Here is a 21,827-nt window from a genome sequence, read left to right as displayed (position 1 = left end):
TCAGGCGGGAATGTGCCGACTGAACCAGTTGGCTGCCTGGTGTGCCACTTTCTCCAGCGTGCCCGGCTCTTCGAACAGATGCGTGGCGCCGGGGACTATGGCCAACTCCCTGATGCAGTGCATGTGGTCGCAGGCCTCCTGGTTGAGTTCCAGTACTTCCTTGTCCATGCTGCCAACCAGTAGCAAGGTCGGGCAACTGACCTTCGCCAGAGCCTGGTTTCCCGCAAGATCCGGGCGCCCTCCGCGGGACACGACGGCAAAGACTTCCGTACCCAATTCTGCCGCCGCCTGCAAAGCGGCGGCAGCGCCCGTACTGGCGCCAAAGTAGCCCATCGGCAGGCGCCGTGTGGGCATGTGCATTCTGACCCAGCGTGTAGCGTGCAGCAGGCGCAGGGTCAGCAGGGGAATGTCAAAGCGGGTTTGGTAGTCCAGGTCTTCAGACAGCGTGAGCAAATCCAGCAAAAGGGTTCCGATGCCCTGTTTCCGCAGCATCCGCGCCACAAAGCTGTTGCGCGGACTGTGGCGGCTACTGCCGCTGCCATGGGCAAACAGCACCACGCCCCGAGTATTGGCAGGTAGCTCCAGCATGCCCTCGATGTGGACATGGTCCACCGGGATTTGAATGAGTTGCTCAAGTTCGGTGTGTGATTTCTGCATCGTGAACCTCGTGCGTGTTCAGGTCCCCATGATGACGGGAATACGTCTGCGGCCAAAGTTGCCCGCTTGTGCTGCAAATCGCCCGGAAACAGCGGTACCGCAGTCCGGGCAGTGGCCGTCCGGTGTCAGGCGGTAACGCATGATCTGGTACCAGTCGCGTTCAATCAGTGCGGCGCTGCAGCCTGGGCAATAGGTGGTGTCACCTTCGCGGTGACGCACGTTGCCTGTGTAGACATGGTGCAGACCCAACCCTATGGCGAGGTTGCGGGCTCGCACCAGGGTTGAGGGCGGCGTTGCAGGAATGTCCGGCATTTTGTGGTCGGGGTGAAACGCCGAGAAATGCAGCGGCACGTCGGGCCCCAGCTCCCGCATGATCCAGGTGCACATCTGCGCAATTTCTTCATCCGAGTCATTGTGACCGGGGATCAGCAAGGTGGTGATTTCAAACCACACGGAGGTTTCGTGCCGCAGGTAGATCAAGGTGTCCAGCACCGGTTGCAGACGGGAGCCGGTGAGCTTGAAATAAAAGTCGTCGGTGAATGCTTTCAGATCCACATTGGCAGCATCCATCTTGGCGTAGAACTCGCGCCGGGCCTGGTCGTGCATGTAGCCAGCTGTCACCGCCACGGTCTGGATGTCGCGAGCATGGCAGGCGTCGGCGACGTCCATGGCGTATTCGGCAAATATGACGGGGTCGTTGTAGGTGAAGGCCACGCTGCGACAGCCGGCTTGCTGTGCTGCTTCGGCGATGGCCTCGGGGGACGCCTGGTCCATCAGGCGGTCCATGTCTTTGGATTTGCTGATGTCCCAGTTTTGGCAGAACTTGCAGGCCAGGTTACAGCCCGCCGTACCAAAGGACAGCACGCTGCTGCCGGGAAAGAAATGATTGAGCGGCTTCTTCTCGATTGGGTCGATGCAAAACCCCGATGAACGACCGTAGGTGGTCAGGATCATCTGATCATTGCTGCGCATGCGAACGAAACAGGCGCCGCGTTGCCCTTCGTGCAGTTTGCAGTCACGGGGGCACAGGTCGCACTGGATGCGGCCGTCCGACAGGGCGTGCCAATAGCGGGCAGGGTAGGTGTCGGGTTCCATCAGCTTGCCCGCATTGCGGCGCTTGGCGTATTGGGCTGGTTCGGAAGGTCGGCTTCCCGCCATTTGCCGACCGTGTAGCGGTGCAGGCGTACCTCAGTGCTCCAGAAACTGGAGGGCAGTCCAGCCTTGCGTTTGAGGTGTTCAAGAAAGTCGCGAGCGTTGGGTAATTGATCCCAGACCTGTGGCAAGAATGTGCTGCGATGGCGCTCGAACTCGAAGACTACACCATCGATACCGGGTCGTAACTGGGCCAAAGCATCGGCTTCGCCGGAGAAACTCAGGGCTTGCATGGGCGACAGCAATGAGACCTCGACCTTGATGTGATCGAGTTCATGGCTGCACACAGGTGCAAAGCGCGGGTCGTGAAAAGCGGCGGCCACGGCGTTGGCTTTCACGTCTGCAATCAAGGGGCGGCGCGCCTCCAGTGAGCCGATGCAACCCCGCAATTCCCCCGCCTGGGTCAGCGTCACAAAACATGCGCCGTGCTCGTGAAGCCACGCCGCATTGTCGTCAACCTTAAGGTCATGGCCCAGTGCATTGGCAATGGCTGCACGGGCGATCGGCAGCAAGGCGTGGCCGGGTTCATGAGAGCGCATGGTGAGGCTCTGAAAAAGCAAATGCAGCATAGCCAACGACACGATCCTTGTCCCCAGCCGTGTCACCTGAGTTGCACAGCCCAAGCAACCTCGGCGTGAGGCGATGGTGTTTCGCTGCCAGCAGCAGGCCGCTGATGGGTGTGCCGCCACAGGCTTGCCTGTGGCCAATAGGCCCACCCAGATCGAGAATGCGCTGCACCGTGTCCTGGTCGGTCGTTTGCGCTGTGGGATAGGGCAGAAAATGCGACAGATCAGAACTGACCACGATCAAGGTTTCCGGCCCGCCCCAAAGAATTTCCAGTACTTGCGCTACCTGGGCGGGCGTGGCATCCCCAACGGCCAGGGGTACCAGTTTGAAGTGATCCAGCGCAGTTTGCAGAAAAGGCAATTGCACCTCCAGCGAGTGCTCAAGGGCATGCGCAGCCGGGCTGACGACGACTTGCGGCAAATGATCCAGCAATGCCGTGGCATCCCCATCCACTTCGATCTCGCCCAGCGGGGTTTTGAAGCGGGCAACGCCTGCCAGCGCCAGACCGTGAACCGGCACCCGGTGCACGGGGCCGAGCAACACCACCCGGCGAATGGTGCGCCGTGCCATTGCCAATTGGGCATAGGCCAACGCGGCGGTTGAGCCGGAGTAAATGTAGCCCGCATGCGGCACGATCAGTGCCTTCGGCGGTGCCATGTGATCATCGGCCTGTGTATTGGCGTTTGCCAGCAAGTCTGCCACTGCGCCAGACAATGTGTCTCGATCTGCGGGATAAAAAGCGCCGGCAACAGCAGCTTGACGGACTTGGTGCATGGGGTCCTCCATGGGATAGGAAGTGTGTTCCAAACCCGAAGATCAGGGTGCCTTCTCGCATATCAAGGCACCTGCGGCGTATTGTTTTTGCTGCAGCGCCTTCTCCAGTCAGTGTGAAATGTATCGCCCATGTGACAAAGTGACAAGCTTCGTGCAAGACGAAGCTTGCTAATCTTGAGGTCATGCAGATCTCTGAACTTGCCCAACTTACCGGTGTCTCCACGCATGCCTTGCGTCACTATGAAAAACTCGGCATGCTTGAGCCCGCGCGGCGTCCCAGTGGCTACCGCGAGTACCCCGAGGCGATGCGCCGTGAGGTCATCTTCATCGCCATGTCGCGCAAGGTGGGCATTCCGCTCAAGCTGATTGCGGCGCAACTCCCGGCCTATCGGGCCGGCCAACTCACTATCACGCAGATGGTCGAGGCACTACAGGCGCGGGTGCTGGAAATTGAGCAGCAAACCGAGCGCCTCAACGCCCAGCGCATTGAAGTGATCTCCCACATCGCGTGGCTGAAAAAACAGGATCGTGCGTATCAGGCGAAGCAGCAGCGCCTCGCGATGACCCGCGTCGGACATGTCCAGGCCCCCTGGCCGGCAGTCAGGGCGCGATCCCGGCTCAATTCCCAACCCCCGCGTTCAACGCCAACGAAAGCCATGAAATGAATACCACGATCTCCGTCACAAACCCTCAGTTTCAGCGACTTGCTCAGGTGGTCCTGTCCATGCCCATGGCGCAAACCTTGGGCTTGGCATTGACCCGGATCGAAGCGGGGGCCGTGGAAGTTGAAATTCCGGTGCTCGAAGCCTTTTGCTTTCGGCCAGGTCAGTTGCAGGCTACGCCGGTTTTTGCGGTTGCCGATTTCGCAGCAGTGGCTGCGGCAGGCACGCTTTTGGCACCCGGATGGGTCAACGCCACGGTTGACGCCACACTCAAGCTCCTGGCCCCGGCTCAAGGTGAGCGCTTGCGGGCCAGGGGTCGGGTGATTGATGCCGGCAAGTTACTCACCGTGTGCGCAGCAGATGTCTATGCGGTCAATCAAAATGGCCAGGAAACGCTGTGCGCCACGCTTCTGGGGACGGCGCGCAATATCGACATGAATCCGCGGCAGTGAGCCAAAGCGGGTGTCAGAAAGTCAGACCGGACAACTCCAGCGAAGCGCCCAGTTCAATACGCAGTCGAACCGACAGATCGGTTTTGGAATCGGCATTGTCGATCGCCTGCGCCAGTGTGACATCGCCATTGGCAAACATGTTGAACAGGGACTGGTCAAACGTGTGCATACCCAGCTCATTGCTCTTGCCCATGAGTGCGCGCAAATGGTCGATTTGTCCTTTGTGGATCAGGTCCGCCATGTAGGGGGACAACAACATGATCTCGGACGCCGGAACCAGTTGGTCATTCACGCCGTGGATCAGGCGCTGCGCCACCACGCCGTGCAGGTTCAGGGACAGATCCATCAAGATGCGGTTGTGGGCATCCTCCGGGAAAAAATTCAAAATCCGCTCAATCGCCTGATTTGCATTGTTGGCGTGCATGGTCGAAATGCACAGATGACCGGTCTCTGCATAGTTCATCGCGTGCTGCACGGTCAGCCGGTCCCGGATTTCGCCGATCATGATGACGTCAGGCGCCTCGCGCATGGCATGGCGCAATGCCTGGTCGAAGGACAGCGTGTCGATGCCGACCTCGCGCTGACTCACGATGGATTGTTTGTGCGTATGGACAAACTCGATCGGGTCCTCAACCGTCAGTATGTGGCCGGACTGGTTGGTGTTGCGGTAGTCCAGCATGGAGGCGAGGGTGGTGGATTTTCCGGAGCCTGCGGCACCCACGATCAGCACCAGGCCACGCTTGAGCATGGTCAATTTTTTCAGGACCGCGGGCATCCGGAGTTCTTCGATCGAAGGGATCCGGGATTGAATGTGACGGGCCACCATGGCCACTTCACCACGTTGCACAAAGACATTGAAGCGAAATCGCCCCAGTCCTTCAACGATACCGGCCAGATCGCATTCCAGATCGCTTTCAAAGCGCTCCATCTGGGCTTGACTCAAGAGGGACATCACCAGTGGCTTGACCGCACCGCTGGTCAGTGGAGGCAACTGCAGGGGTTGCAGGGTGCCCTGGATTTTGACCGTTGGTGGCGCACCGACGGTCAGGAACAGGTCGGAGGCCTTGGCCTGCACCATCGATTTCAAATAGAAACTCAGGTCCGTCGAATCCGGCAATACCAAGGCAGGCATCTCACAAACTCCGTTCGTTCAGGTTCACACAGAGCCCCGCATGCAATGGGCGGGACGCATCACACTTGCTTCAGCGCACCAGCAGCACGGGCACCTTGCAATGCGCCAGAACCTGCGTTGCCACTGAGCCCATCACCAGATTGGCAAGCGTGCCGTGACCGTGCGATCCCATGATGAGCAGATCGAACTTGCCACTGTCTGCGAACTTGGCGATGCTTTCTCCCGCATGCCCGGTTTTCCAGTTGCTCTTGGGATCAATGCCGTGACGCGCCAGAAATTTGCACACCGGGCCCAGTACTTTCTCGGCTTCTTCCGAATAGTATTTGTCCACAATCTCCTTGCCGACGGCGGCTCGTGCCCGAGGTGGCAGCACAGGTTGTACCGTGAACACGGTGAAATCGTTGCCTTGGCCAAACAATTCATGCGTGGTCAGATAGGCCAGCATTTTCTTGGTGTACGGACTGCCATCGACGGCGAGAAGAATCTTCATTTGGGGCTCCTTCATCAAAACTAGAGTGTATCCACGGCCACACTTTGGCTCAGGCTTCGATGCAAAATTCCTTACGGAATGCAGTCTGTTCGCCTTTTCGGGCGTAGCCCAGGGGGTTGGCGATGACGCGACACCCCCCTTTGACGTAATCGCTGGGGGCATGCAGATGCCCGTGCAGCCAGAACTGTGCGCTGGGCAGCAAGTCGTCGAGGGCATTGCAGAAGCCTGCGGTGCCGGGCGTGAGCCCATAGCGCGGATCGGCGCTTGCCAGACTGGGTGCGAAATGGGTGACTACCACCGTTGTGCCATCAAACGCTGTGGCCAGTGCCTGTTTCAACCATGCCTGGCATTGAATGGCCTGCTCGCGCACGGCTTGCGCCAGCATGGGCAGGCCATGGCGCGTGCCCCCCGCTTTCTTGAGATAGAAGTTGGCCGCGCGAAATGCCTTGTCGCGAGCCTTGAGCTGCTGTGACAACAGGCTCGTTGAGGCATTGCCGGAGGTCACACTGTCCGCGATGCCCATCATTGGACCGAGCGAGTCAAAGTCGCTCCACAGGGTGGTGCCGACAAAGCGCACGGCTCTTCCCTGCGGGTTCGCCAGCGTGACGATCTCACGTTCCAGCCAGGTGATGTCAAGTCGCCGGCAAGTCTCCTGCAGACGCGCGTGCGTGGCATCAAAATCCATCCCGTCGTATTCGTGGTTGCCGGGAACATACAGGACCGGCGTCGGCCAGCCATTTTGGGGCGAAAAGCGGGTTAACCCAAAGTCGTGGTCCAGCAGCCGTGAACCCGCCTGGTAGGAGCCCACGTCGCCAGCCAGAACGAGGATGTCTGCCTCTTTCGCAGGCGTGGCTACCCAGTCGGGATGGGCTTCAAGGTGCAGGTCTGAGAGGAGCTGGATTTTCATCGGGTGTTTTTGGATCAGCGTCAGGTGAGAAGGCGGCCTGAGCCAGTGCCGAGATGGTGGATCTCAGCCATTGATGGGAGCTGACGTGCTTGGCTCGATGGTGCCACAACGCGTCGACGTTGACTGTGGGCACGGCAAAGGGCAGTTCGCGCAGCACCAGTTCGTCCGATATGCCCGTGACCTTGACAAAATGGCGAGGCAGGACCGTCAGCAAATTGGAATTGGCAACCACCTTGCCTGCGGTAAAGAACTGGTTGACTGTCACGACGATGCGACGCTCTCGTCCGAGCAGGGCCAGCGCCTCGTCAATAAAGCCGTAGGGCCGGCCGGAAAAGCTGACCAGCAGGTGTCGCGCAGCGCAGTAATGGTCCAGCGTGAAGGGTCCGCTGGCCAGCGGATGATCACGGCGCAACACGCAGACGTATTCACCGCTGTAGAGACGCTGGTGGGTGAACGCCACCGCTTCGCCTGCCTGGGCACGTGCAGTCAGGTCGGCCAGCGCGGCCGGGAAAAATCCCAGCGCCATGTCGGCTGCTTCGGCCTCCAGCAGGCGACGCGGGTCGCGCGTGGTCAAGGGAACAACACGGATCGAGACGCCGGGCGCATCGCGGTCCATGACTTCGATCAAGCCTGGCATCAGTTCCGCCGCGGTCGCGTCAGCCATCGCCAGCACAAATGTGGTGTTGGCCGTGGCAGGAACGAATTGGGTGGGTGTGAGCACGGTTTGCAGCTGATTGAGCGCGTCCCGCACCGATGGCCAAAGGGCCAGTGCGCGGGGGGTGGGTGCCATTTCCTGACCGCTGCGCTTGATCAGTTCGTCGCCAAGGGCTTCCCTGAGGCGGCGCAGGGCGTTGCTGACCGCCGGCTGGGTGAGCGAGAGCTTGTGGGCAGCCCGGGTCAGGCTGCGCTCGGACATGACTTCGTCGAACACGCGCAACAGGTTCAGATCAAGTGTTCGGAAGTTGACAGAGTTCATGCGTGGAATTAATCACCGATATGAATATATAGCATCACCAATATAAAGTTGAAACACATTAGTGAAAACCCTAATATCTCAACACGTCCTCGCCATTTGGTTGAGGCGATGAAGGAAAGAAATTCATCATGAGCAGTTTTGTACAACCCAGTTACCCTGCCCGCCATTTGGGCGTTGACCGTATTGAGTCCGCAGTCGGTGCGGTCAAGACCATGCGCCGTGGTTTCGACGGCACCCGGGGCTTGAGTGCCATGCTGTTGGCTGCCATGGTGGCCGCGCTCGTGGTGGTGGCTGATCAACTGATCGACACATGGGCCGATGGGCACTTGCTTGCAGCTTGGGTCGCTTTGTGGCTGGTAGGGTTCTCAGCACTTGCCATGTTTGCGGGTGCTGCACGTAAGTTGGCAATTACTTTTACTGGATTGCTGAGCGTGTGGATGGAGCAGGCCAGGAGCGTCAACGCCGACAGGCAGCTCTGGGCTATTGCTCAGTCGGACTCGCGCGTGATGGCGGACTTGAATGCCGCAATGACCCGCGCCGAGCGCTGATACCCAGCCTGTGCGTGCCGGTGCGAACTGGCCCACAACACAAAAAAAGCCACCGGGTTCGGTGGCTTTTTTATTTCACGGGTGGATTTCCCGGGACTTTTCCATCCAGGTTCAGATCGTAAACCCGGACAGTTTGAGGTCCAACTGCCTTTAGGCAGCCAGGCGTTTTTCGATTTGTGCTTTTGTCTCTTCGAGTTCTTTCGGGAGATGGTAGGCCAGTTGCTGGAACAGCTCGCTGTGCAGTTTGAGTTCTTCGGTCCAGGCGGCTTTATCAATGCTGGTCACCGTGTTGAATTGGGCCTCGCTGAAATTCAGGCCGGTCCAGGTGATTTCCTTGTAGGTCGGGCTGACACCGAAGACGTGATCCGTGCCTTGTGCCTGGCCTTCAATGCGGTCAATCATCCACTTGAGTACGCGCATGTTGTCGCCATAACCAGGCCAGACAAACTTGCCGTCGTCACCTTTACGGAACCAGTTGACGCAGAAGATGCGTGGCAGCGTATGGCCCGTGGCCTCAAGCTTGTGCTCCATGTCCAGCCAGTGCTGGAAATAGTCGCTCATGTTGTAGCCACAGAATGGCAGCATGGCAAACGGGTCGCGGCGCACCACGCCCATCTGGCCGGCTGCGGCCGCAGTGGTTTCGGAGCCCATGGTCGCAGCCATGTAGACACCTTCCATCCAGGTACGGGCCTCGGTCACCAGTGGCACGGTGGTCGAGCGGCGGCCACCGAAGATGAACGCATCAATCGCCACGCCTTCAGGGTCATCCCAAGCTGGATCGAGCGCGGGGTTGTTGGTGGCTGCCACGGTGAAGCGGGCATTCGGGTGCGCGGCCTTGGCGCCGGTTTCGCGGGCGATGGCGGGAGTCCAGTCCTTGCCTTGCCAGTCGATGGCGTGGGCCGGAGCCTCGTCGCTCATGCCTTCCCACCATACGTCGCCGTCATCGGTCAGGGCCACATTGGTGAAGATCACGTCGCGGTTCAGACTGGCCATGCAGTTGGGGTTGGTCAGCGTATTGGTGCCGGGGGCAACGCCAAAGTAACCCGCCTCAGGGTTGATTGCGTACATCTTGCCGTCGGCATGGGGTTTGATCCAGGCAATGTCGTCACCAATGGTGGTAACGCTCCAGCCTTCAAAGCCGGCGGGTGGAATCAACATTGCGAAGTTGGTCTTGCCGCAAGCGCTTGGAAACGCGGCTGCCACGTGGTACTTTTTGCCTTTGGGTGATGTCACACCCAAGATCAGCATGTGCTCGGCCAGCCAGCCTTGATCGCGGCCCATGTTGGAAGCAATGCGCAGCGCAAAACACTTCTTCCCCAGCAGTGCGTTGCCGCCGTAACCCGAGCCATAGCTCCAGATTTCACGGGTTTCGGGGTAATGAACAATGTATTTAGTTTTGTTGCAAGGCCACTTCACATCCGCCTGACCAGCTTCCAGCGGTGCGGCCACGGTGTGAACGCAGGGTACGAACGCGCCGTCAACGCCCAGCACGTCGTAAACCGCTTTGCCCATGCGGGTCATGATTTTCTGGTTGACGGCAACGTAGGCACTGTCGGTCAACTCAATGCCAATGTGCGAAATATGCGAGCCCAGAGGACCCATGGAGAAGGGCACCACATACATGGTGCGGCCTTTCATGCAACCGTCAAACAACGCTTTGTCGCCGCCCACACCTTGTTGCAGCAGGGCGCGCATCTCGGCCGGGGCCATCCAGTTGTTGGTCGGGCCGGCGTTTTCCTTCTTTTCAGAGCAAATGTAGGTGCGGTCTTCCACGCGGGCTACGTCGGAAGGATCGGAGCAGGCCAGAAAGCTGTTGGGCCGCTTGGCATCGCTGAGCTTCTTGAAGGTGCCGGCGGCCACCAGTTGTTGGCACAGGCGCGCATACTCTTCGTCCGACCCGTCGCACCAGTAAATGTTGGCGGGCTTGGTCAGGGCCGCCATGTCGGCCACCCAGGCGATCAATTTCGCATTTTTAACGTAGCTTGGGGCGTTGAGGTTCAGGCCTTGCATCGCAGGTGAGTTCATTGAAAAGCTCCAGAATAAAAAAATCGTCTTTTCAAAACAAACGGCACGTCAATCGCCGGAGTCTTATCCATTTGTTTTCAGAAAGCGGTTTTCTGCGAAAGGGCCTGTGCTGGATGTCTGGCCGCGTTCGCCCGGATGACGATTTTATGAACTTGCCGGGGGGTTACCTGGGAGTTACATCGAAAAGATATGCAAAAAATGCATCGCTTTATGCGCGAGGTCGCTGACCATGCTTGCTGACGTGCCAATGCGACCGACCCAACCGTTGGTCGGGGCGTTGAAGATTGAGTGAGGTTTTGGTGCGCGAGGGCGCCGCCCATTTAGCTATAAATTTAATAGCAAAACAGGCAATAAATACGCTGGCTATAGCCCGATCAGGCCATGGAAACGGCAATAAAAGCCAATAACAACATCATCACACCGCCGACCAAGGGCAAGACGATCGGCATGACCGATACAACGGCTTCCACGGGATCAACTTCGTGGGCTTCCTGATTGGATTTGGGTGCAGACATGGTGATTCCTTGAGTTTTCAAATTCACTAAAAAGGGGAATTTTACCCATCCGGACACAATTTGATTCAGTTCGGCGGCAAAGTGGCCCGGGAAATCTGTTCAGCGTGTCAGCATGCAGCGTCTTTCAGCCGTTGTTGACCCATGAACTATCTTTTTTCTCACATTATTGGCCCCTCATCGCGGCTTATGGGCCTGGGTTTTGCCATTGGCATGCTGGCGGGTTGTGCTGCCACAGGTCCTCAAAGTCCATCAGCACGGCCGGTGCTCTACCCCAACGCCACCTTCAACCGTGTAGGCGAGGCCAAAGCCAAAGCCGAAGTGGACGTCTGCATGGCACGCGCCCAAAGCGCGGGCCTGACGCCTGAAGAAAAAACCAATGAGACCGCGCGCCGTGCGGGTCAGGGGGCGGCCGCAGGCGGTGTGGCTGCTGCGGTGGGGGCGCTGGTCACCGGTCGTGGCATGGATGGAGCAGTGCGTTCCGGTGCCGCAGGGGCTGCGGTAGGTGGCTCTGCCGGAGCCGTTTCCGGTGCCATGCACGAAAAGGCCAGCGGTACCTACCGTCACTTTGTGCAGCGGTGCATGGGCGAAAAGGGCTTTGACGTGATTGGCTGGAATTGACAGAAACCCATTGGGCGGGGCTATAGCAGTGCGTAGGTGGTTGTCGCGCGGCAGACGCTTTTTCCATCCAGTGCGCCACGAATGTCAATTTCGCCAAATGCCAGGGACTTTCCGGCGCGAACAATGCGCGCTTCAATCAAGGCATCCTGATTGGACAGAGGTTTCAGGAAACTGGTGTTCATCTGCACCGTTGTGCAGGGCCTGAATTCGTTGAAATGGTGAATCAGTGCCAGCACTTTGGCCGTGTCGGCCGCTGCCATCATGGCCTGCCCGCACAGCATGCCGCCCGTGCGCACCAACTGCTCGCTTTGGGGCAGGCGCAATGTGACGCTGTCGGCATTTGCAGATTCCACGCGCAGTCCCAAGGCCTGAACCCAGGGCGCAAAGTAGTCGGAGAGGGCTGATTGCAGGGTGATCTGATCCATGGGGCAGCTTAGCGGATTCATGTCCCCATGGGAATCAGGGTTTTCTCCGCGTTCAGGGTCTGGGCTCTTGCGGTGTTCCAAAACGGAACAAGCCAGCGCCGGGCCCAGGCACATTAGCAAAAAGCCGGGTTCGCGGGTAGTATTTCAGTTGGCGCAAGAACTGCGCCATGGCTTGGGCTGCGAACTGCTTGCCGCGAGGATGCAGCCTGTTTAACCAACTATTAAAAGGAGCACTTGCATGCAATGGACGACACCCGCTTTTACCGATATGCGTTTCGGTTTTGAAATCACGATGTACATCGCCAATCGATGAACTGACTGAACGACGCTTGCGCCCGTGGGTGCCGCGTCGTTTTTTTTCGCCCAAAAAATGTACCTACGAATTCTCGGTTCCGCCGCCGGTGGTGGTTTTCCCCAATGGAATTGCAACTGCGCCAACTGCACGGCGGTGCGCGCAGGTGATCCAGCCCTGAGCGCGCGCACGCAGTCATCGATTGCGGTGTCAAGCAACGGCCAGGACTGGCTGCTGGTGAATGCCTCCCCCGATATCCTGGCCCAGGTGCGCGCCATGCCCGAGTTGCAGCCCGCGCGCTCGGTCCGCGACACCGGCATTGCCGCGGTGTTGCTGATGGACGCCCAGATTGACCACGTCACCGGTTTGCTGATGCTGAGAGAGCGTCGCACTGCGTTGCCCTTGTACGCCACGCCGCAAGTACTGGAAGAACTCAATGGCAGCCTGCCCCTGGTGCGCGTGCTGTCGCACTATGCCGGGGTGCAGGCTCATCCTTTATCCCTGAGCGAACCTGATTTCGAGGTGGCCGGGTTAGCGGGCTTGCGCTTCTCGGTCATGTCTCTCACCAGCAACGCGCCCCCGTATTCACCGCGCCGCGACGCACCGCTGCCCGGCGACAACATTGGTGTGGTGGTGGAGGATATTCCCAGCGGCAAGCGTGTCTTTTACGCGCCCGGGCTGGGGCGCATCGAACCCGCTGTGGCGTGTGCCATGGCGACTGCGGATGTGGTGCTGGTGGATGGCACCTTCTGGCGCAATGACGAGATGCAGGTCTTGGGCTTGTCCAGCAAAACCGCGATGGACATGGGCCATCTGGCACAGTCCGGCCCCGGCGGCATGATAGACGTGCTGGCCGCCCTGCCCAAGAGCACCCGAAAAATCCTCATTCACATCAACAACACCAACCCCATCCTGCGCAGCGATTCGCCTGAGCGCGCCGCCTTGACCGCCGCCGGCATCGAGGTGGCCTGGGATGGCATGGCCATCAATCTGGGTACTGACAATGGCTGATCACACCCTGGCGTGGGACGCCGTCGAATTTGAGAACCGTCTGCGCGAAAAAGGCGCGGCGTACCATATTCACCATAAGTTCAATGTGCGCCTCAACAGCGGCCAGTGCTCGCCCGAGCAGGTGCGCGGCTGGGTCGTCAACCGTTTCTATTACCAATGGTGCATTCCGCTCAAGGACGCGGCCGTCATGTCCAACATGCCGGACCGGGCGCATCGCCGACTCTGGATTCAGCGCATGCTGGACCACGATGGGCAAGATGATTTCGAAGGTGAACATGCCGGCGGCATGGAGGCCTGGACGCGACTGGGTGAAGCTGTGGGCCTGAAGCGCGATGAGTTGTGGTCGCTCAAGGCGGTGGTGCCCGGTGTGCGTTTTGCCTGCGATGCCTATGTCAATTTCGCGCGCCACGCGCCGTGGCAAGAGGCCGTGTGCTCCTCGCTGACCGAAATGTTTGCGCCGCAGATTCACAAGGATCGCCTCGCCACCTGGCCGATTCATTACCCCTGGATTGAGGCGTCGGGCTTGAGCTATTTCCGCAGCCGCATTCCGCTGGCGTCGCGCGATGTGGAGCACGGGCTGAGGGTGACTCTGGAACATTTCACGACCCGGTCGCAACAGCAACGCGCGCTCGACATTCTGCAATTCAAGCTGGATATTCTCTGGTCGATGCTGGATGCGATTGACGCAGCCTATCCGGCCTGAGCTGCGTCAGAAACCTATTGGCACTATCGATGGAAATACCGCAAGCAGCACCTGAACCCACTGCGCCCCCGGGCGATGCCCGACCGCGCCTCAACAAACTGTTTCGCCTGCAATGGGAAGAGGTGCAGAACGCCTATGTACTGCTCTATCCCGAAGGCATGGTGCAGCTCAACGCCTCGGCTGGCGAGATCATGAAGCGCTGCGACGGCCAGACCACGGTGGACGCGTTGGTGGCTGACCTGGAGACGGCGTTCGGACAAGCCGGTTTGCGTAGCCAGATTGAGCAGTTGCTGGCGCAGGCTTACGCGCGTCGCTGGCTGATCTAGCCATGATGTTGGCCCCCACTGCAGGCGTATCAGGCGCCAACGCCATCAAACCACCGTTCTGGCTATTGGCCGAGCTGACCTACCGCTGCCCGTTGCACTGTGTGTTCTGCTACAACCCAACGCAGCACGCCGCCGTGCGTGATGAGTTGACGACCGACGAGTGGATCAAAGTGCTGCGCGAGGCACGCGCCCTGGGCGCCACGCAGCTGGGGTTTTCGGGCGGTGAGCCGCTGGTGCGCGACGACCTGGAGGTGTTGGTCGCTGAAGCGCACCGGCTGGGCTATTACACCAACCTGCTGACCTCGGGCGTGGGCCTGACCGAGCCGCGCATTCGTGCCCTCAAGGATGCGGGCCTGGACCACATCCAATTGTCGTTTCAGGATTCCACGCGCGAGCTCAATGACTTTCTGAGCAGCACCAAAACCTTTGAGCTCAAGCGCAAAGTGGCCGATCTCATCAAGGCCCATGACTACCCGATGGTCATGAATTGCGTGATGCACCGGCACAACCTGCCGCATATCGGTGCCATTATTGACCTCGCGCTGGAAATTGGTGCCGAATACCTGGAGCTGGCCAACACCCAGTACTACGGCTGGGCCATGCTCAACCGTGAGCAACTCATGCCCACGCGCGAGCAGTTGCAGGCCGCCGAAGCCGTGGTCAACGACTACCGCACCCGCATTGGCGCGCGCTGCCAGTTGCTGTACGTGGTGCCTGATTATTTTGAAGAGCGACCCAAAGCCTGCATGAACGGCTGGGGCAGCGTCTTCCTGACCGTCGCACCCGATGGCATGGCGCTGCCCTGCCACAACGCGCGCGACCTGCCAGGCTTGAAATTCCCCTCGGTGCGCGAGCATTCCATCGCCGACATCTGGCACCACAGCACTGGTTTCAACGCCTTTCGCGGTGAAGCCTGGATGCAGGAACCCTGCCGCTCCTGCGATGAGCGGCACAAGGATTTTGGTGGCTGCCGCTGCCAGGCCTACATGCTCACGGGCGACGCTGCCGCCACCGATCCGGTGTGCGCCAAGTCGCCCCAACACGAGCAGGTGGTGGCCATTGTGCGGGCTGCAGCAACGCGGGCCGAAGAGAGCGATACCCAAGGTGTCAAGGATGCCCATTGGAAGCCGCTGGTGTTTCGTACCGACAGCAACTCGCGGGCGCTGAGTGCCGCCGCACTCAAGCTGCCGGATTTGGGCTGAAGCGGCCGCTCTGCGCGAATACGTTCAAAGCGTCGCGCATGGCCTGCGCCATGGCCGGGTGAAACGGGTCATGCCCTGCGCCTTCAACCGCGCGCCAGCTACTGCCGGCCAGCCAGCCGTGTACGTGTTCGGCGGGAGCCAGCGCACAGACCCGATCCGCCGCGCCATGCAAAAACTGAATCGGCAAGCCTGACCAGTCCGCCGCGCCGCGCCCCAGGTTCGCGTCATCCAGCCAACAGGCGTGCTGCAGGTAATGGGCTTGCACGCGGTAGCGGTCACACAGGGCGTCCAGCTGCGGCTCGGATAACGCAGGCAAGTTGGGTGCGGTTTCAGCATTGGGCCCCGAGCGCGACAGTTCCCATTGCCACCATGCGCGCGCGGCCGCATGCCGCTCAAGCCGGGTTGCCGCATCGAGTTGCGTCGCCCATTGTCGCCAGGGCCGGTCAGCAAAAAACTCGTCGATGGACTTAGCCTCGGGCCAGAAGAAGCCCCGCAGCAGCAAGCCCGCTACCGGTGCGCGAAAGCGGGTGGCGTAGGCCAAGGCCAGCGTCGCGCCCCAGGACCCACCGACCACCAGCCAGCGCTGCACGCCCAGCGCGTGGCGCAGACACTCGATGTCGGCCAGTAAGTGCTCGGTGGTGTTGTGCTGGCATTCCCCGCGCGGGGTGCTGCGACCGCAGCCGCGCTGGTCAAAGGCGATCACGCGGAACTGCGTCGGATCGAAGAAGGAGCGCAGTCGCTCGGTGAACCCCGAACCCGGCCCGCCGTGCAGCACCAGCGCTACCGGCCCGTCGGGGCGTCCCCATTGTTCGTAGTACAGGCGATGGCCATCGCCGGCGTCCAGCCAGCCGCTGTCCCAGGTTGGTGGGGAAATTGGGGCGGGCGTTTGCGTGGGCATGCAAAGCATTGTATTTGGCCATCAAATAAGCCAAAGGCCAACGTAAAATATAGCAGGTATGCTATCTAATTAGGAGCTAATTGAGTATTCTGAGCGGCTGGGGCGATCCCTCACCCCATCTCAGGTAGCATCCTCGCTCCAGGCATAGTTTGCCCCGCCCACCCTTTTTACCGATTGCCTACCTGTGACTGACCTGCCCACCAAAATTCAGGAACCTCGTTTGTGGAGTGGCGACGGCTGGACTGCACGCGTCATCAAGAACGAAGACGATGATGGCTGGGCCGTGGCCATGACCAAAGACGGCGAGCCCGAACCCGCCCTGGTTGGACCATGGACCATGGGGCGCGACAAGAAAAATCCCAAGCCGCTGGACGGCAATGCCTTCAGTACGCTGGTCAAAACAGCTTCAGAGTTTGTGCGTCGGCAAGAGCAGCAATTGCATGCCTCGCTGCACCAGAGCATTACCGTGTCCGTGGGCTCAGCTCGCGTGACCGTGTTGCTGGACATCGTGCCCGATGAAGACAATCCCTACGCCGTGCTGAGCGCGCAGGACGATGGCGGTGACACCTTGGCCCAGGCGCGTGTAGCGCCTTCGTTCAAGCTCAACCGCAGCAGTGCGGTAGCTTGGGTGGAAGCCCAGTTTAAAGTTGGCGTAGCCGAGTCATAAAGGCCGCTGGAATCAAGGCCACCTTACGGTTGGTGCGGGTAACGAAGACGATCCCAATTTTGCCCAGCGCCACCTCCCGACCCGTCGCCTTGTCGCTCATGCGGAACTGCAGGTCAAAGCCATACTTGTTGAAATCGGTCGGGGCCATTTCAATGCGCATGGTCTCGCCATGGAAGCCTTCGGACTTGTACTGCGCCACGATGTCGCCCACCACGATGTTGGTGCCTTCCACATCCGACTCAAAATAACTCAGCCAGGTAAAAAACCGAAGCCGTGCCTCGGACACCAGTGTGAGCAGTTGAGCGTTGTCGAGGTGCCCGCCCTGATTGACGTGGCTGATGTAAATCTGCACTTCCGTGACAAACGGGTAGTTTGGCGCGGGAACGAGCTGGATGCGTGGCATGAGAGTTGGCTTGGATTTTGAAAGTGTCAATCGTAACTTCTGAATGCGCTCACTCTGTTGCCTTGAGCCAGCATGCCTTATAAACAGGGCATAGTCCCGCCATGTGGTCAGCACATGCTGGAATTTTCGACATCCTCCAACAAGGAAGAATCATGGGTCAACGTTTAGAAGGCAAAGTCGCTGTTATTACCGGCGCTACCAGCGGCATTGGCGAAGCCACCGCCGAACTGTTTGTTCGCGAGGGCTGCAAAGTGCTCATCGTGGGCCGCTCCGCCGACAAGGGCCAGGCGATTGCCCAGCGCCTTGGCAATCACGCGCTTTACGCGCAGGCGGATGTGATGCAGGAAGCCGACATCAAAGGCGTGATGGATCTCGCTGTGCAGAAATTCGGCAAACTGGATGTGTTGTTCAACAACGCTGGCGGGCCCACCAAGGGCGACCTGGAAACCATCACGCCCGAAGACTTTGGCTACGCGATGCAACTGCTCTTGGGCAGCGTGGTGCTCGGAATCAAGCACGCCATTCCCGCGCTCAAAAATAACGGGGGCGGCTCCATCATCAACAACAGTAGCATTGCCGCGATTCGTTATGGACAAGGCGCGGCCATTTACTCGGCTGCCAAGGTGGCCGTGACGCACTACACCAAGTTGGCTGGCGTTGAATTGGGGCCCCACAACATTCGGGTGAACTCGATCGCACCGGGGGCGATCCCGACGCCGATCTTCTGGGGCGGCTCGGCACGCGCCAACACCTTGAGCGCAGAAGACAACGCCAGAAAAATGGCCAAGCTGGAGGCTAGCCTGGCCAAAGCAACGCCATTGCCCTTCGCCGGCCACGCCATGGACATTGCCTATGGCGCCCTGTATCTCGCCAGCGACGATGCGCGCTTTGTCAACTGCCATGATTTGGTCGTTGACGGTGGCCGCACCATGATGTTCAACGAAAAAGCGTCCTGAGACCGCTTAATCCGACAGCGGCCGGAGCAACTCCGCCAGGTCCCCTTCGGTGAACAGCGGCTGCTTGCGCCCGGTGGCGCCGCTGTACATGCTCTCGCTCAAGGCGGCCTTGCGCTCCTGCAGCGCCAGGATGCGCTCTTCGATGGTGCCTTGCGCTACCAGTTTGTAGACAAAGACGGTGTGCGTCTGGCCGATGCGGTGCGCGCGGTCGGTGGCCTGGGCTTCTGCCGCGGGGTTCCACCAGGGGTCGTAGTGGATCACGGTATCGGCCTGTGGCAGGTTCAGGCCCACGCCACCGGCTTTGAGGCTGATCAGGAAAATGGGCACGGCGCCGCTGGTGAATTGCTCAATCAGCGCATCGCGGTTCTGGCTCTGGCCGGTGAGTTTGACCCAGGGAATGTTGCGTTGTTTCAGCTCAGCCTCGATCAGCGTGAGCATGCTGGTGAACTGTGAAAACAGCAAAATGCGCCGCCCCTCGCTCACCATCTCGGGCAGCAGCTCCATCAGCTGTTCCAGCTTGGCCGAGGTCTTGACTTTTTGCGCGGCAGGCAGCTTCAGCAGGCTGGGGTCGCAGCAGACCTGGCGCAGCTTCAAAAGCGCATCCAGAATCGTGATCTGCGACTTGGCCAGCCCTTTGCTCGTGAGCGCCTCGCGCACGGTTTTTTCCATTCCCAAGCGGATGGTTTCGTACAGGTCGGCCTGTTTGCCCGATAACTCCACGCGCATCACCGTCTCCACTTTGGGCGGCAACTCACTGGCCACCAGCGCCTTGGTTCGGCGCAGCATGAAAGGCGTGATGCGGGCGCGCAGCTGGGTCAGTCGGTCCGGGTCGCCCTGTTTTTCGATAGGGTTGCGGAACAACTCCTTGAAGCGCGCCTGGCTGCCCAAAAACCCGGGCATCAGGAAGTGGAACAGGCTCCAGATCTCGCCCAGATGGTTTTCCATCGGGGTGCCGGACAGGCACAGGCGATGCCGTGTTTGCAGCTGACCCACCACTTGCGCGGCGTGGGTGCTGGCGTTTTTGATGTTCTGCGCTTCATCCAGCACCACCAGGTGCCACTGCATCTCCAGCCAGCGTTCCTTGTCGCGGTGCAAGAGCGAGTAGGGCGCAATCACGATGTCGTGTTCGGCCATGGCGTGGGCCGCATCGTGGCGCTCTTTGCCGTGCAGCACCATGCTGCGCAGCTGCGGGCAAAAGCGTTGGGCCTCGCGCAGCCAGTTGCCCATCAGGCTGACCGGGGCAATGATGAGTGCGGGCTGGGTCAATCGGCCGGCGTCTTTTTCGACCTGGATGTGAGCCAGGGTTTGCAGGGTTTTACCCAGGCCCATGTCGTCGGCCAGAATGCCGCCCAGGCCATGAGCGCGCAAAAACTGCAACCAGTTCAGGCCCTGCTGCTGGTAGGGGCGCAGGCTGGCCACTACGCTGCTGGGCACCGGCACGTTGGGCAACTCGGCGCGGCCGCTCAAGCCTTGCACCATGTCGCGCAAAGCCTGCGCACCTTCCCATACCGCGCCTTCACCCAGCGCTGCGGTAGCCCGCATGGCGTCCAGGCGCGACAGCTTGAGGCTGTCGGCGGTGAAATCGTGGCTGCGGTCGCCCACCATCTCCAGCAGCGCGGCCATCCAGGGCCTGAGCGCGTCGGTGGGCAGGCGGATAAAGCCCTTGCTCACACTGGAGCGCACGTAGACAAAAGGGGGAATGTTGGGCTGGCCGGTTTCGGGGTCCAGCGGGCTGCTGGCGGCAGCGGCAATCAGGTCCGGCAGCCAGGGCAGAATGTTATGGCGCTGGCCGTTGATCTCCATGCCCAGAGACAGGTCAAACCAGGGCGAGGTGGCCTCGTCATCGCCCTGCGCGTGCAGGTTCACGTCCAGTCCATCGGCGTGGGTGATCCAACCGGTCAGTGCGTCGTCCAGCGTCACCACAAAACCGGCATCTTTGAGCACGCTGTAGTTGTCGTCGGCCCAGTGCAGCCACGGTTGCTGCGACTCATTGCCGGGGATGCTGAACAAGCCACCATCGCCCGCGTGCAAGCCGACGTCCATCAGGCGGCTCATCGCATCGAACTCGGCTTCGGTGTCACGGTGCAGCAAAAAGCGTCCTTGTGCGTCTTCAATCACCACAGCCTGGCCCTTGCCGGCCCACCAACCGCGGTGGCCGCCATAGTCAAAGCGCAACACAGCCCGGATCATGCCAATGTGGGGCGCATCCTCGGGCAAGCTGGGCGAGAGATGCAGGCAGGGTACGGGGGCAATGTCTTTCAGCGGGATGAGTTCTTGCAGCACCGGTGGCATGGGCAAGTTACCCAGTCTCTGCATCAACGCGAGTTGGTGCTTTTTCAAGGCCTCGGGCTTGAGCGGGGGTGCTTTCAGCAGCACCTCCAGCTGGGCCGGTGGAATACCCTGCGCCTGCACCAGACCGCACAAGCCCTGGGTGGCATCCAGATAAAGCGGGGGTTGGTTCAGGCACAGCCTGGCAGAAGCATTGGGCAGCTTTGCGCGCAAGGCCCAACTGGGCTCGGGGGTGTGCAGGCTGGGCACTTCATGCCATTCCCAGCGCAGGGTCTGGGTCGGACCCCATTGAATGGCCGCACCCGGGTTGCCCTTGCTGTCTTCCAGAACCAGCCGTCCGGTGCTGGCGGCCTGTTGCAGCGCGAGCAATCCCACCTGGCCTTGCAGCACCGCGCTGGCACTGAAGGCATAGGAGTAGCGAAAATTCTGCGTGTTGGGCATGGCGCGAATGAGCTCCAGCACCTCATGATCGGTCGCGCTGGCGCGGTCATACACGGGCAGACCTTTGTACGGCGGGGTCTTGATGGCCCGCGGCTTGGCCCAGCCGCCGGTGACTTTGGGGTAAGACACCATCGCTTCGATTTGCAGCTGCGGCTTGGGTCCCTGGCCGCCATGTACGGTCAACAAGTACAGAAACTGCTCGGGGCGCTCGTTGGCCTGGGGGCTTTCCACGACCACGCCATTGGCGCGGTCCATCTCTTGCAGCCAGGCCATCAGCTTGGCCTCAGCTTCCAGTCGGGCCATCTCAGCCGCGCGCGCGATGGCCGCTTGGCGGATCGCTTCAACCTGTTCGGGCGAGGGCGCAGAGGGTGTCGAGTTGCGCGCATCCGGCGCGTCACCGCCCAGCAATTGCAAACCCTGGTAGGCGGCCTTGAGCATCAGCGCCACGCCATGTTTGCAGTCGTCGCCCACGGGGCATTCGCAATCGCTGTCCCAGTAAGCCACCGTGCCCTGGGGTGTGATCGCCATGTCGACTGACACTTCATACGGGTTGCGCTGGCTGCCCTGCACCTCGCCCATCAGCACCCAGTGGTCGCCCGCTGGCTCGATGTCCAGACTCAGTACCTTCTGGCTGCGATAGAGCATCAGCCCGCGCGACCAGGCCCCGCTGTCCGCCAGCTTCTCCAGCGAACGTGGGTCGAACCAGAGACCTTTGGCGTGAGCAGAAATTGTCATTGAA

The 21,827-nt window shown here is 60.2% G+C and carries 25 protein-coding genes; 11 read left to right on the top strand and 14 right to left on the bottom strand.

All coding sequences use genetic code 11. The features are described from left to right. Genes IV109_RS11940 through amrB form a run of 4 tightly spaced genes read right to left on the bottom strand, consistent with a single transcriptional unit; the run spans position 1 to position 3,150 of the window. On the bottom strand, positions 1–657 hold the full coding sequence (locus IV109_RS11940) for an alpha/beta hydrolase (RefSeq protein WP_296696666.1): 657 nt from the start codon (positions 655–657) through the stop codon (positions 1–3). An 18-nt stretch (positions 658–675) separates the two neighbouring features. Continuing rightward, on the bottom strand, positions 676–1,815 hold the full coding sequence (gene amrS, locus IV109_RS11935) for an AmmeMemoRadiSam system radical SAM enzyme (protein ID WP_296696664.1): 1,140 nt from the start codon (positions 1,813–1,815) through the stop codon (positions 676–678). Next, positions 1,752–2,348, bottom strand: a complete 597-nt coding sequence (amrA, locus tag IV109_RS11930; protein WP_296696662.1) for an AmmeMemoRadiSam system protein A — start codon at positions 2,346–2,348, stop codon at positions 1,752–1,754. The genes amrS and amrA overlap by 64 nt, the downstream gene beginning before the upstream one ends. Further along, positions 2,335–3,150 (bottom strand): AmmeMemoRadiSam system protein B, encoded by an 816-nt coding sequence (gene amrB / locus IV109_RS11925; RefSeq protein WP_296696660.1) that lies wholly within the window; start codon positions 3,148–3,150, stop codon positions 2,335–2,337. The genes amrA and amrB overlap by 14 nt, the downstream gene beginning before the upstream one ends. 182 nt (positions 3,151–3,332) lie before the next feature. Here amrB and IV109_RS11920 point away from each other — a divergent pair, with 182 nt between their 5' ends. Together IV109_RS11920 and IV109_RS11915 are read left to right on the top strand one after the other, a co-directional pair. Beyond that, positions 3,333–3,815, top strand: coding sequence for a MerR family DNA-binding transcriptional regulator (locus tag IV109_RS11920; RefSeq protein ID WP_296696658.1), 483 nt, complete (start codon positions 3,333–3,335; stop codon positions 3,813–3,815). Then, positions 3,812–4,264: a PaaI family thioesterase gene (locus IV109_RS11915; protein WP_296696657.1), complete on the top strand. Its 453-nt coding sequence runs from the start codon at positions 3,812–3,814 to the stop codon at positions 4,262–4,264. The genes IV109_RS11920 and IV109_RS11915 overlap by 4 nt, the downstream gene beginning before the upstream one ends. Positions 4,265–4,277: 13 nt before the next feature. Here the strand turns inward: IV109_RS11915 and IV109_RS11910 are convergent, their stop codons facing one another. The 4 genes from IV109_RS11910 to IV109_RS11895 all read right to left on the bottom strand — a co-directional run bounded on the left by IV109_RS11910 (position 4,278) and on the right by IV109_RS11895 (position 7,769). Continuing rightward, positions 4,278–5,396 carry a PilT/PilU family type 4a pilus ATPase gene (locus IV109_RS11910; protein ID WP_296696655.1) on the bottom strand — a complete coding sequence of 373 codons (1,119 nt, stop codon included), beginning with the start codon at positions 5,394–5,396 and terminating at the stop codon, positions 4,278–4,280. Positions 5,397–5,466: 70 nt separating this feature from the next. Continuing rightward, positions 5,467–5,886, bottom strand: a complete 420-nt coding sequence (locus IV109_RS11905; protein WP_296696651.1) for a universal stress protein — start codon at positions 5,884–5,886, stop codon at positions 5,467–5,469. Between the two features lie 49 nt (positions 5,887–5,935). Next, positions 5,936–6,793 carry a metallophosphoesterase gene (locus IV109_RS11900; protein WP_296696650.1) on the bottom strand — a complete coding sequence of 286 codons (858 nt, stop codon included), beginning with the start codon at positions 6,791–6,793 and terminating at the stop codon, positions 5,936–5,938. Beyond that, positions 6,759–7,769: a LysR family transcriptional regulator gene (locus IV109_RS11895; protein WP_296696647.1), complete on the bottom strand. Its 1,011-nt coding sequence runs from the start codon at positions 7,767–7,769 to the stop codon at positions 6,759–6,761. Before IV109_RS11895 ends, IV109_RS11900 begins: the two co-directional genes overlap by 35 nt. A 128-nt stretch (positions 7,770–7,897) precedes the next feature. Between IV109_RS11895 and IV109_RS11890 the strand changes: the two genes are divergently transcribed. Beyond that, the gene (locus tag IV109_RS11890) at positions 7,898–8,317 is read left to right on the top strand and encodes a hypothetical protein (RefSeq protein ID WP_296696645.1); all 420 of its coding nucleotides are present in this window, start codon (positions 7,898–7,900) and stop codon (positions 8,315–8,317) included. A 150-nt stretch (positions 8,318–8,467) separates the two neighbouring features. Here the strand turns inward: IV109_RS11890 and IV109_RS11885 are convergent, their stop codons facing one another. Then, positions 8,468–10,342, bottom strand: a complete 1,875-nt coding sequence (locus IV109_RS11885; RefSeq protein ID WP_296696642.1) for a phosphoenolpyruvate carboxykinase (GTP) — start codon at positions 10,340–10,342, stop codon at positions 8,468–8,470. Positions 10,343–10,716: 374 nt separating this feature from the next. Further along, the gene (locus IV109_RS11880; RefSeq protein ID WP_296696640.1) at positions 10,717–10,857 is read right to left on the bottom strand and encodes a hypothetical protein; all 141 of its coding nucleotides are present in this window, start codon (positions 10,855–10,857) and stop codon (positions 10,717–10,719) included. Between the two features lie 141 nt (positions 10,858–10,998). Here IV109_RS11880 and IV109_RS11875 point away from each other — a divergent pair, with 141 nt between their 5' ends. Next, on the top strand, positions 10,999–11,475 hold the full coding sequence (locus IV109_RS11875) for a glycine zipper family protein (RefSeq protein WP_296696638.1): 477 nt from the start codon (positions 10,999–11,001) through the stop codon (positions 11,473–11,475). 20 nt (positions 11,476–11,495) lie between these two features. On the opposite strand, the gene IV109_RS11870 is transcribed toward IV109_RS11875, so the two are convergent. Beyond that, positions 11,496–11,900, bottom strand: coding sequence for a PaaI family thioesterase (locus tag IV109_RS11870; RefSeq protein ID WP_296696637.1), 405 nt, complete (start codon positions 11,898–11,900; stop codon positions 11,496–11,498). Positions 11,901–12,138: 238 nt separating this feature from the next. Between IV109_RS11870 and pqqA the strand changes: the two genes are divergently transcribed. Genes pqqA through pqqE form a run of 5 tightly spaced genes read left to right on the top strand, consistent with a single transcriptional unit; the run spans position 12,139 to position 15,434 of the window. Then, on the top strand, positions 12,139–12,213 hold the full coding sequence (pqqA, locus tag IV109_RS11865; RefSeq protein WP_086121059.1) for a pyrroloquinoline quinone precursor peptide PqqA: 75 nt from the start codon (positions 12,139–12,141) through the stop codon (positions 12,211–12,213). A gap of 57 nt (positions 12,214–12,270) precedes the next feature. Next, positions 12,271–13,203: a pyrroloquinoline quinone biosynthesis protein PqqB gene (pqqB, locus tag IV109_RS11860; RefSeq protein WP_296696636.1), complete on the top strand. Its 933-nt coding sequence runs from the start codon at positions 12,271–12,273 to the stop codon at positions 13,201–13,203. Then, the gene (pqqC, locus tag IV109_RS11855; RefSeq protein ID WP_296696635.1) at positions 13,196–13,906 is read left to right on the top strand and encodes a pyrroloquinoline-quinone synthase PqqC; all 711 of its coding nucleotides are present in this window, start codon (positions 13,196–13,198) and stop codon (positions 13,904–13,906) included. The genes pqqB and pqqC overlap by 8 nt, the downstream gene beginning before the upstream one ends. 29 nt (positions 13,907–13,935) lie before the next feature. Beyond that, a complete protein-coding gene (gene pqqD / locus IV109_RS11850) occupies positions 13,936–14,232 on the top strand; it encodes a pyrroloquinoline quinone biosynthesis peptide chaperone PqqD (RefSeq protein ID WP_296696633.1) in 297 nt (98 codons plus the stop codon). 5 nt (positions 14,233–14,237) lie between these two features. After that, a complete protein-coding gene (pqqE, locus tag IV109_RS11845; RefSeq protein ID WP_296696630.1) occupies positions 14,238–15,434 on the top strand; it encodes a pyrroloquinoline quinone biosynthesis protein PqqE in 1,197 nt (398 codons plus the stop codon). Here pqqE and IV109_RS11840 read toward each other — a convergent pair. Beyond that, positions 15,412–16,332, bottom strand: coding sequence for an alpha/beta fold hydrolase (locus IV109_RS11840; RefSeq protein ID WP_296696626.1), 921 nt, complete (start codon positions 16,330–16,332; stop codon positions 15,412–15,414). The genes pqqE and IV109_RS11840 overlap by 23 nt on opposite strands. Positions 16,333–16,516: 184 nt before the next feature. Here IV109_RS11840 and IV109_RS11835 point away from each other — a divergent pair, with 184 nt between their 5' ends. Further along, positions 16,517–16,999 (top strand): hypothetical protein, encoded by a 483-nt coding sequence (locus tag IV109_RS11835; RefSeq protein ID WP_296696624.1) that lies wholly within the window; start codon positions 16,517–16,519, stop codon positions 16,997–16,999. Here IV109_RS11835 and IV109_RS11830 read toward each other — a convergent pair. Beyond that, a complete protein-coding gene (locus tag IV109_RS11830) occupies positions 16,974–17,402 on the bottom strand; it encodes a thioesterase family protein (RefSeq protein WP_296696622.1) in 429 nt (142 codons plus the stop codon). The two genes, IV109_RS11835 and IV109_RS11830, sit on opposite strands and share 26 nt — an antisense overlap. A 152-nt stretch (positions 17,403–17,554) precedes the next feature. On the opposite strand from IV109_RS11830, the gene IV109_RS11825 reads away from it, so the two are divergent. Then, on the top strand, positions 17,555–18,358 hold the full coding sequence (locus IV109_RS11825) for an SDR family oxidoreductase (protein WP_296696618.1): 804 nt from the start codon (positions 17,555–17,557) through the stop codon (positions 18,356–18,358). 6 nt (positions 18,359–18,364) lie between these two features. On the opposite strand, the gene IV109_RS11820 is transcribed toward IV109_RS11825, so the two are convergent. Continuing rightward, positions 18,365–21,823: a DEAD/DEAH box helicase gene (locus IV109_RS11820; protein ID WP_296696615.1), complete on the bottom strand. Its 3,459-nt coding sequence runs from the start codon at positions 21,821–21,823 to the stop codon at positions 18,365–18,367. Positions 21,824–21,827: the final 4 nt, after the last annotated feature.

Origin of the sequence: Rhodoferax sp., from assembly GCF_018780565.1 — a bacterium.
Lineage (GTDB): Bacteria > Pseudomonadota > Gammaproteobacteria > Burkholderiales > Burkholderiaceae_C > Rhodoferax.
The sequence above is the reverse complement of the archived record's forward strand: the minus strand, read 5'-3'. Positions and strand labels throughout refer to the sequence as shown.

What these genes read in the sequence shown, in the direction of transcription:
- IV109_RS11940 (WP_296696666.1), bottom strand. Translation starts at nt 657, where the DNA reads ATGCAGAAATCACACACCGAACTTGAGCAACTCATTCAAATCCCGGTG.
- amrS (WP_296696664.1), bottom strand. Translation starts at nt 1,815, where the DNA reads ATGGCGGGAAGCCGACCTTCCGAACCAGCCCAATACGCCAAGCGCCGC.
- amrA (WP_296696662.1), bottom strand. Translation starts at nt 2,348, where the DNA reads ATGCGCTCTCATGAACCCGGCCACGCCTTGCTGCCGATCGCCCGTGCA.
- amrB (WP_296696660.1), bottom strand. Translation starts at nt 3,150, where the DNA reads ATGCACCAAGTCCGTCAAGCTGCTGTTGCCGGCGCTTTTTATCCCGCA.
- IV109_RS11920 (WP_296696658.1), top strand. Translation starts at nt 3,333, where the DNA reads ATGCAGATCTCTGAACTTGCCCAACTTACCGGTGTCTCCACGCATGCC.
- IV109_RS11915 (WP_296696657.1), top strand. Translation starts at nt 3,812, where the DNA reads ATGAATACCACGATCTCCGTCACAAACCCTCAGTTTCAGCGACTTGCT.
- IV109_RS11910 (WP_296696655.1), bottom strand. Translation starts at nt 5,396, where the DNA reads ATGCCTGCCTTGGTATTGCCGGATTCGACGGACCTGAGTTTCTATTTG.
- IV109_RS11905 (WP_296696651.1), bottom strand. Translation starts at nt 5,886, where the DNA reads ATGAAGATTCTTCTCGCCGTCGATGGCAGTCCGTACACCAAGAAAATG.
- IV109_RS11900 (WP_296696650.1), bottom strand. Translation starts at nt 6,793, where the DNA reads ATGAAAATCCAGCTCCTCTCAGACCTGCACCTTGAAGCCCATCCCGAC.
- IV109_RS11895 (WP_296696647.1), bottom strand. Translation starts at nt 7,769, where the DNA reads ATGAACTCTGTCAACTTCCGAACACTTGATCTGAACCTGTTGCGCGTG.
- IV109_RS11890 (WP_296696645.1), top strand. Translation starts at nt 7,898, where the DNA reads ATGAGCAGTTTTGTACAACCCAGTTACCCTGCCCGCCATTTGGGCGTT.
- IV109_RS11885 (WP_296696642.1), bottom strand. Translation starts at nt 10,342, where the DNA reads ATGAACTCACCTGCGATGCAAGGCCTGAACCTCAACGCCCCAAGCTAC.
- IV109_RS11880 (WP_296696640.1), bottom strand. Translation starts at nt 10,857, where the DNA reads ATGTCTGCACCCAAATCCAATCAGGAAGCCCACGAAGTTGATCCCGTG.
- IV109_RS11875 (WP_296696638.1), top strand. Translation starts at nt 10,999, where the DNA reads ATGAACTATCTTTTTTCTCACATTATTGGCCCCTCATCGCGGCTTATG.
- IV109_RS11870 (WP_296696637.1), bottom strand. Translation starts at nt 11,900, where the DNA reads ATGGATCAGATCACCCTGCAATCAGCCCTCTCCGACTACTTTGCGCCC.
- pqqB (WP_296696636.1), top strand. Translation starts at nt 12,271, where the DNA reads ATGTACCTACGAATTCTCGGTTCCGCCGCCGGTGGTGGTTTTCCCCAA.
- pqqC (WP_296696635.1), top strand. Translation starts at nt 13,196, where the DNA reads ATGGCTGATCACACCCTGGCGTGGGACGCCGTCGAATTTGAGAACCGT.
- pqqD (WP_296696633.1), top strand. Translation starts at nt 13,936, where the DNA reads ATGGAAATACCGCAAGCAGCACCTGAACCCACTGCGCCCCCGGGCGAT.
- pqqE (WP_296696630.1), top strand. Translation starts at nt 14,238, where the DNA reads ATGTTGGCCCCCACTGCAGGCGTATCAGGCGCCAACGCCATCAAACCA.
- IV109_RS11840 (WP_296696626.1), bottom strand. Translation starts at nt 16,332, where the DNA reads ATGCCCACGCAAACGCCCGCCCCAATTTCCCCACCAACCTGGGACAGC.
- IV109_RS11830 (WP_296696622.1), bottom strand. Translation starts at nt 17,402, where the DNA reads ATGCCACGCATCCAGCTCGTTCCCGCGCCAAACTACCCGTTTGTCACG.
- IV109_RS11825 (WP_296696618.1), top strand. Translation starts at nt 17,555, where the DNA reads ATGGGTCAACGTTTAGAAGGCAAAGTCGCTGTTATTACCGGCGCTACC.
- IV109_RS11820 (WP_296696615.1), bottom strand. Translation starts at nt 21,823, where the DNA reads ATGACAATTTCTGCTCACGCCAAAGGTCTCTGGTTCGACCCACGTTCG.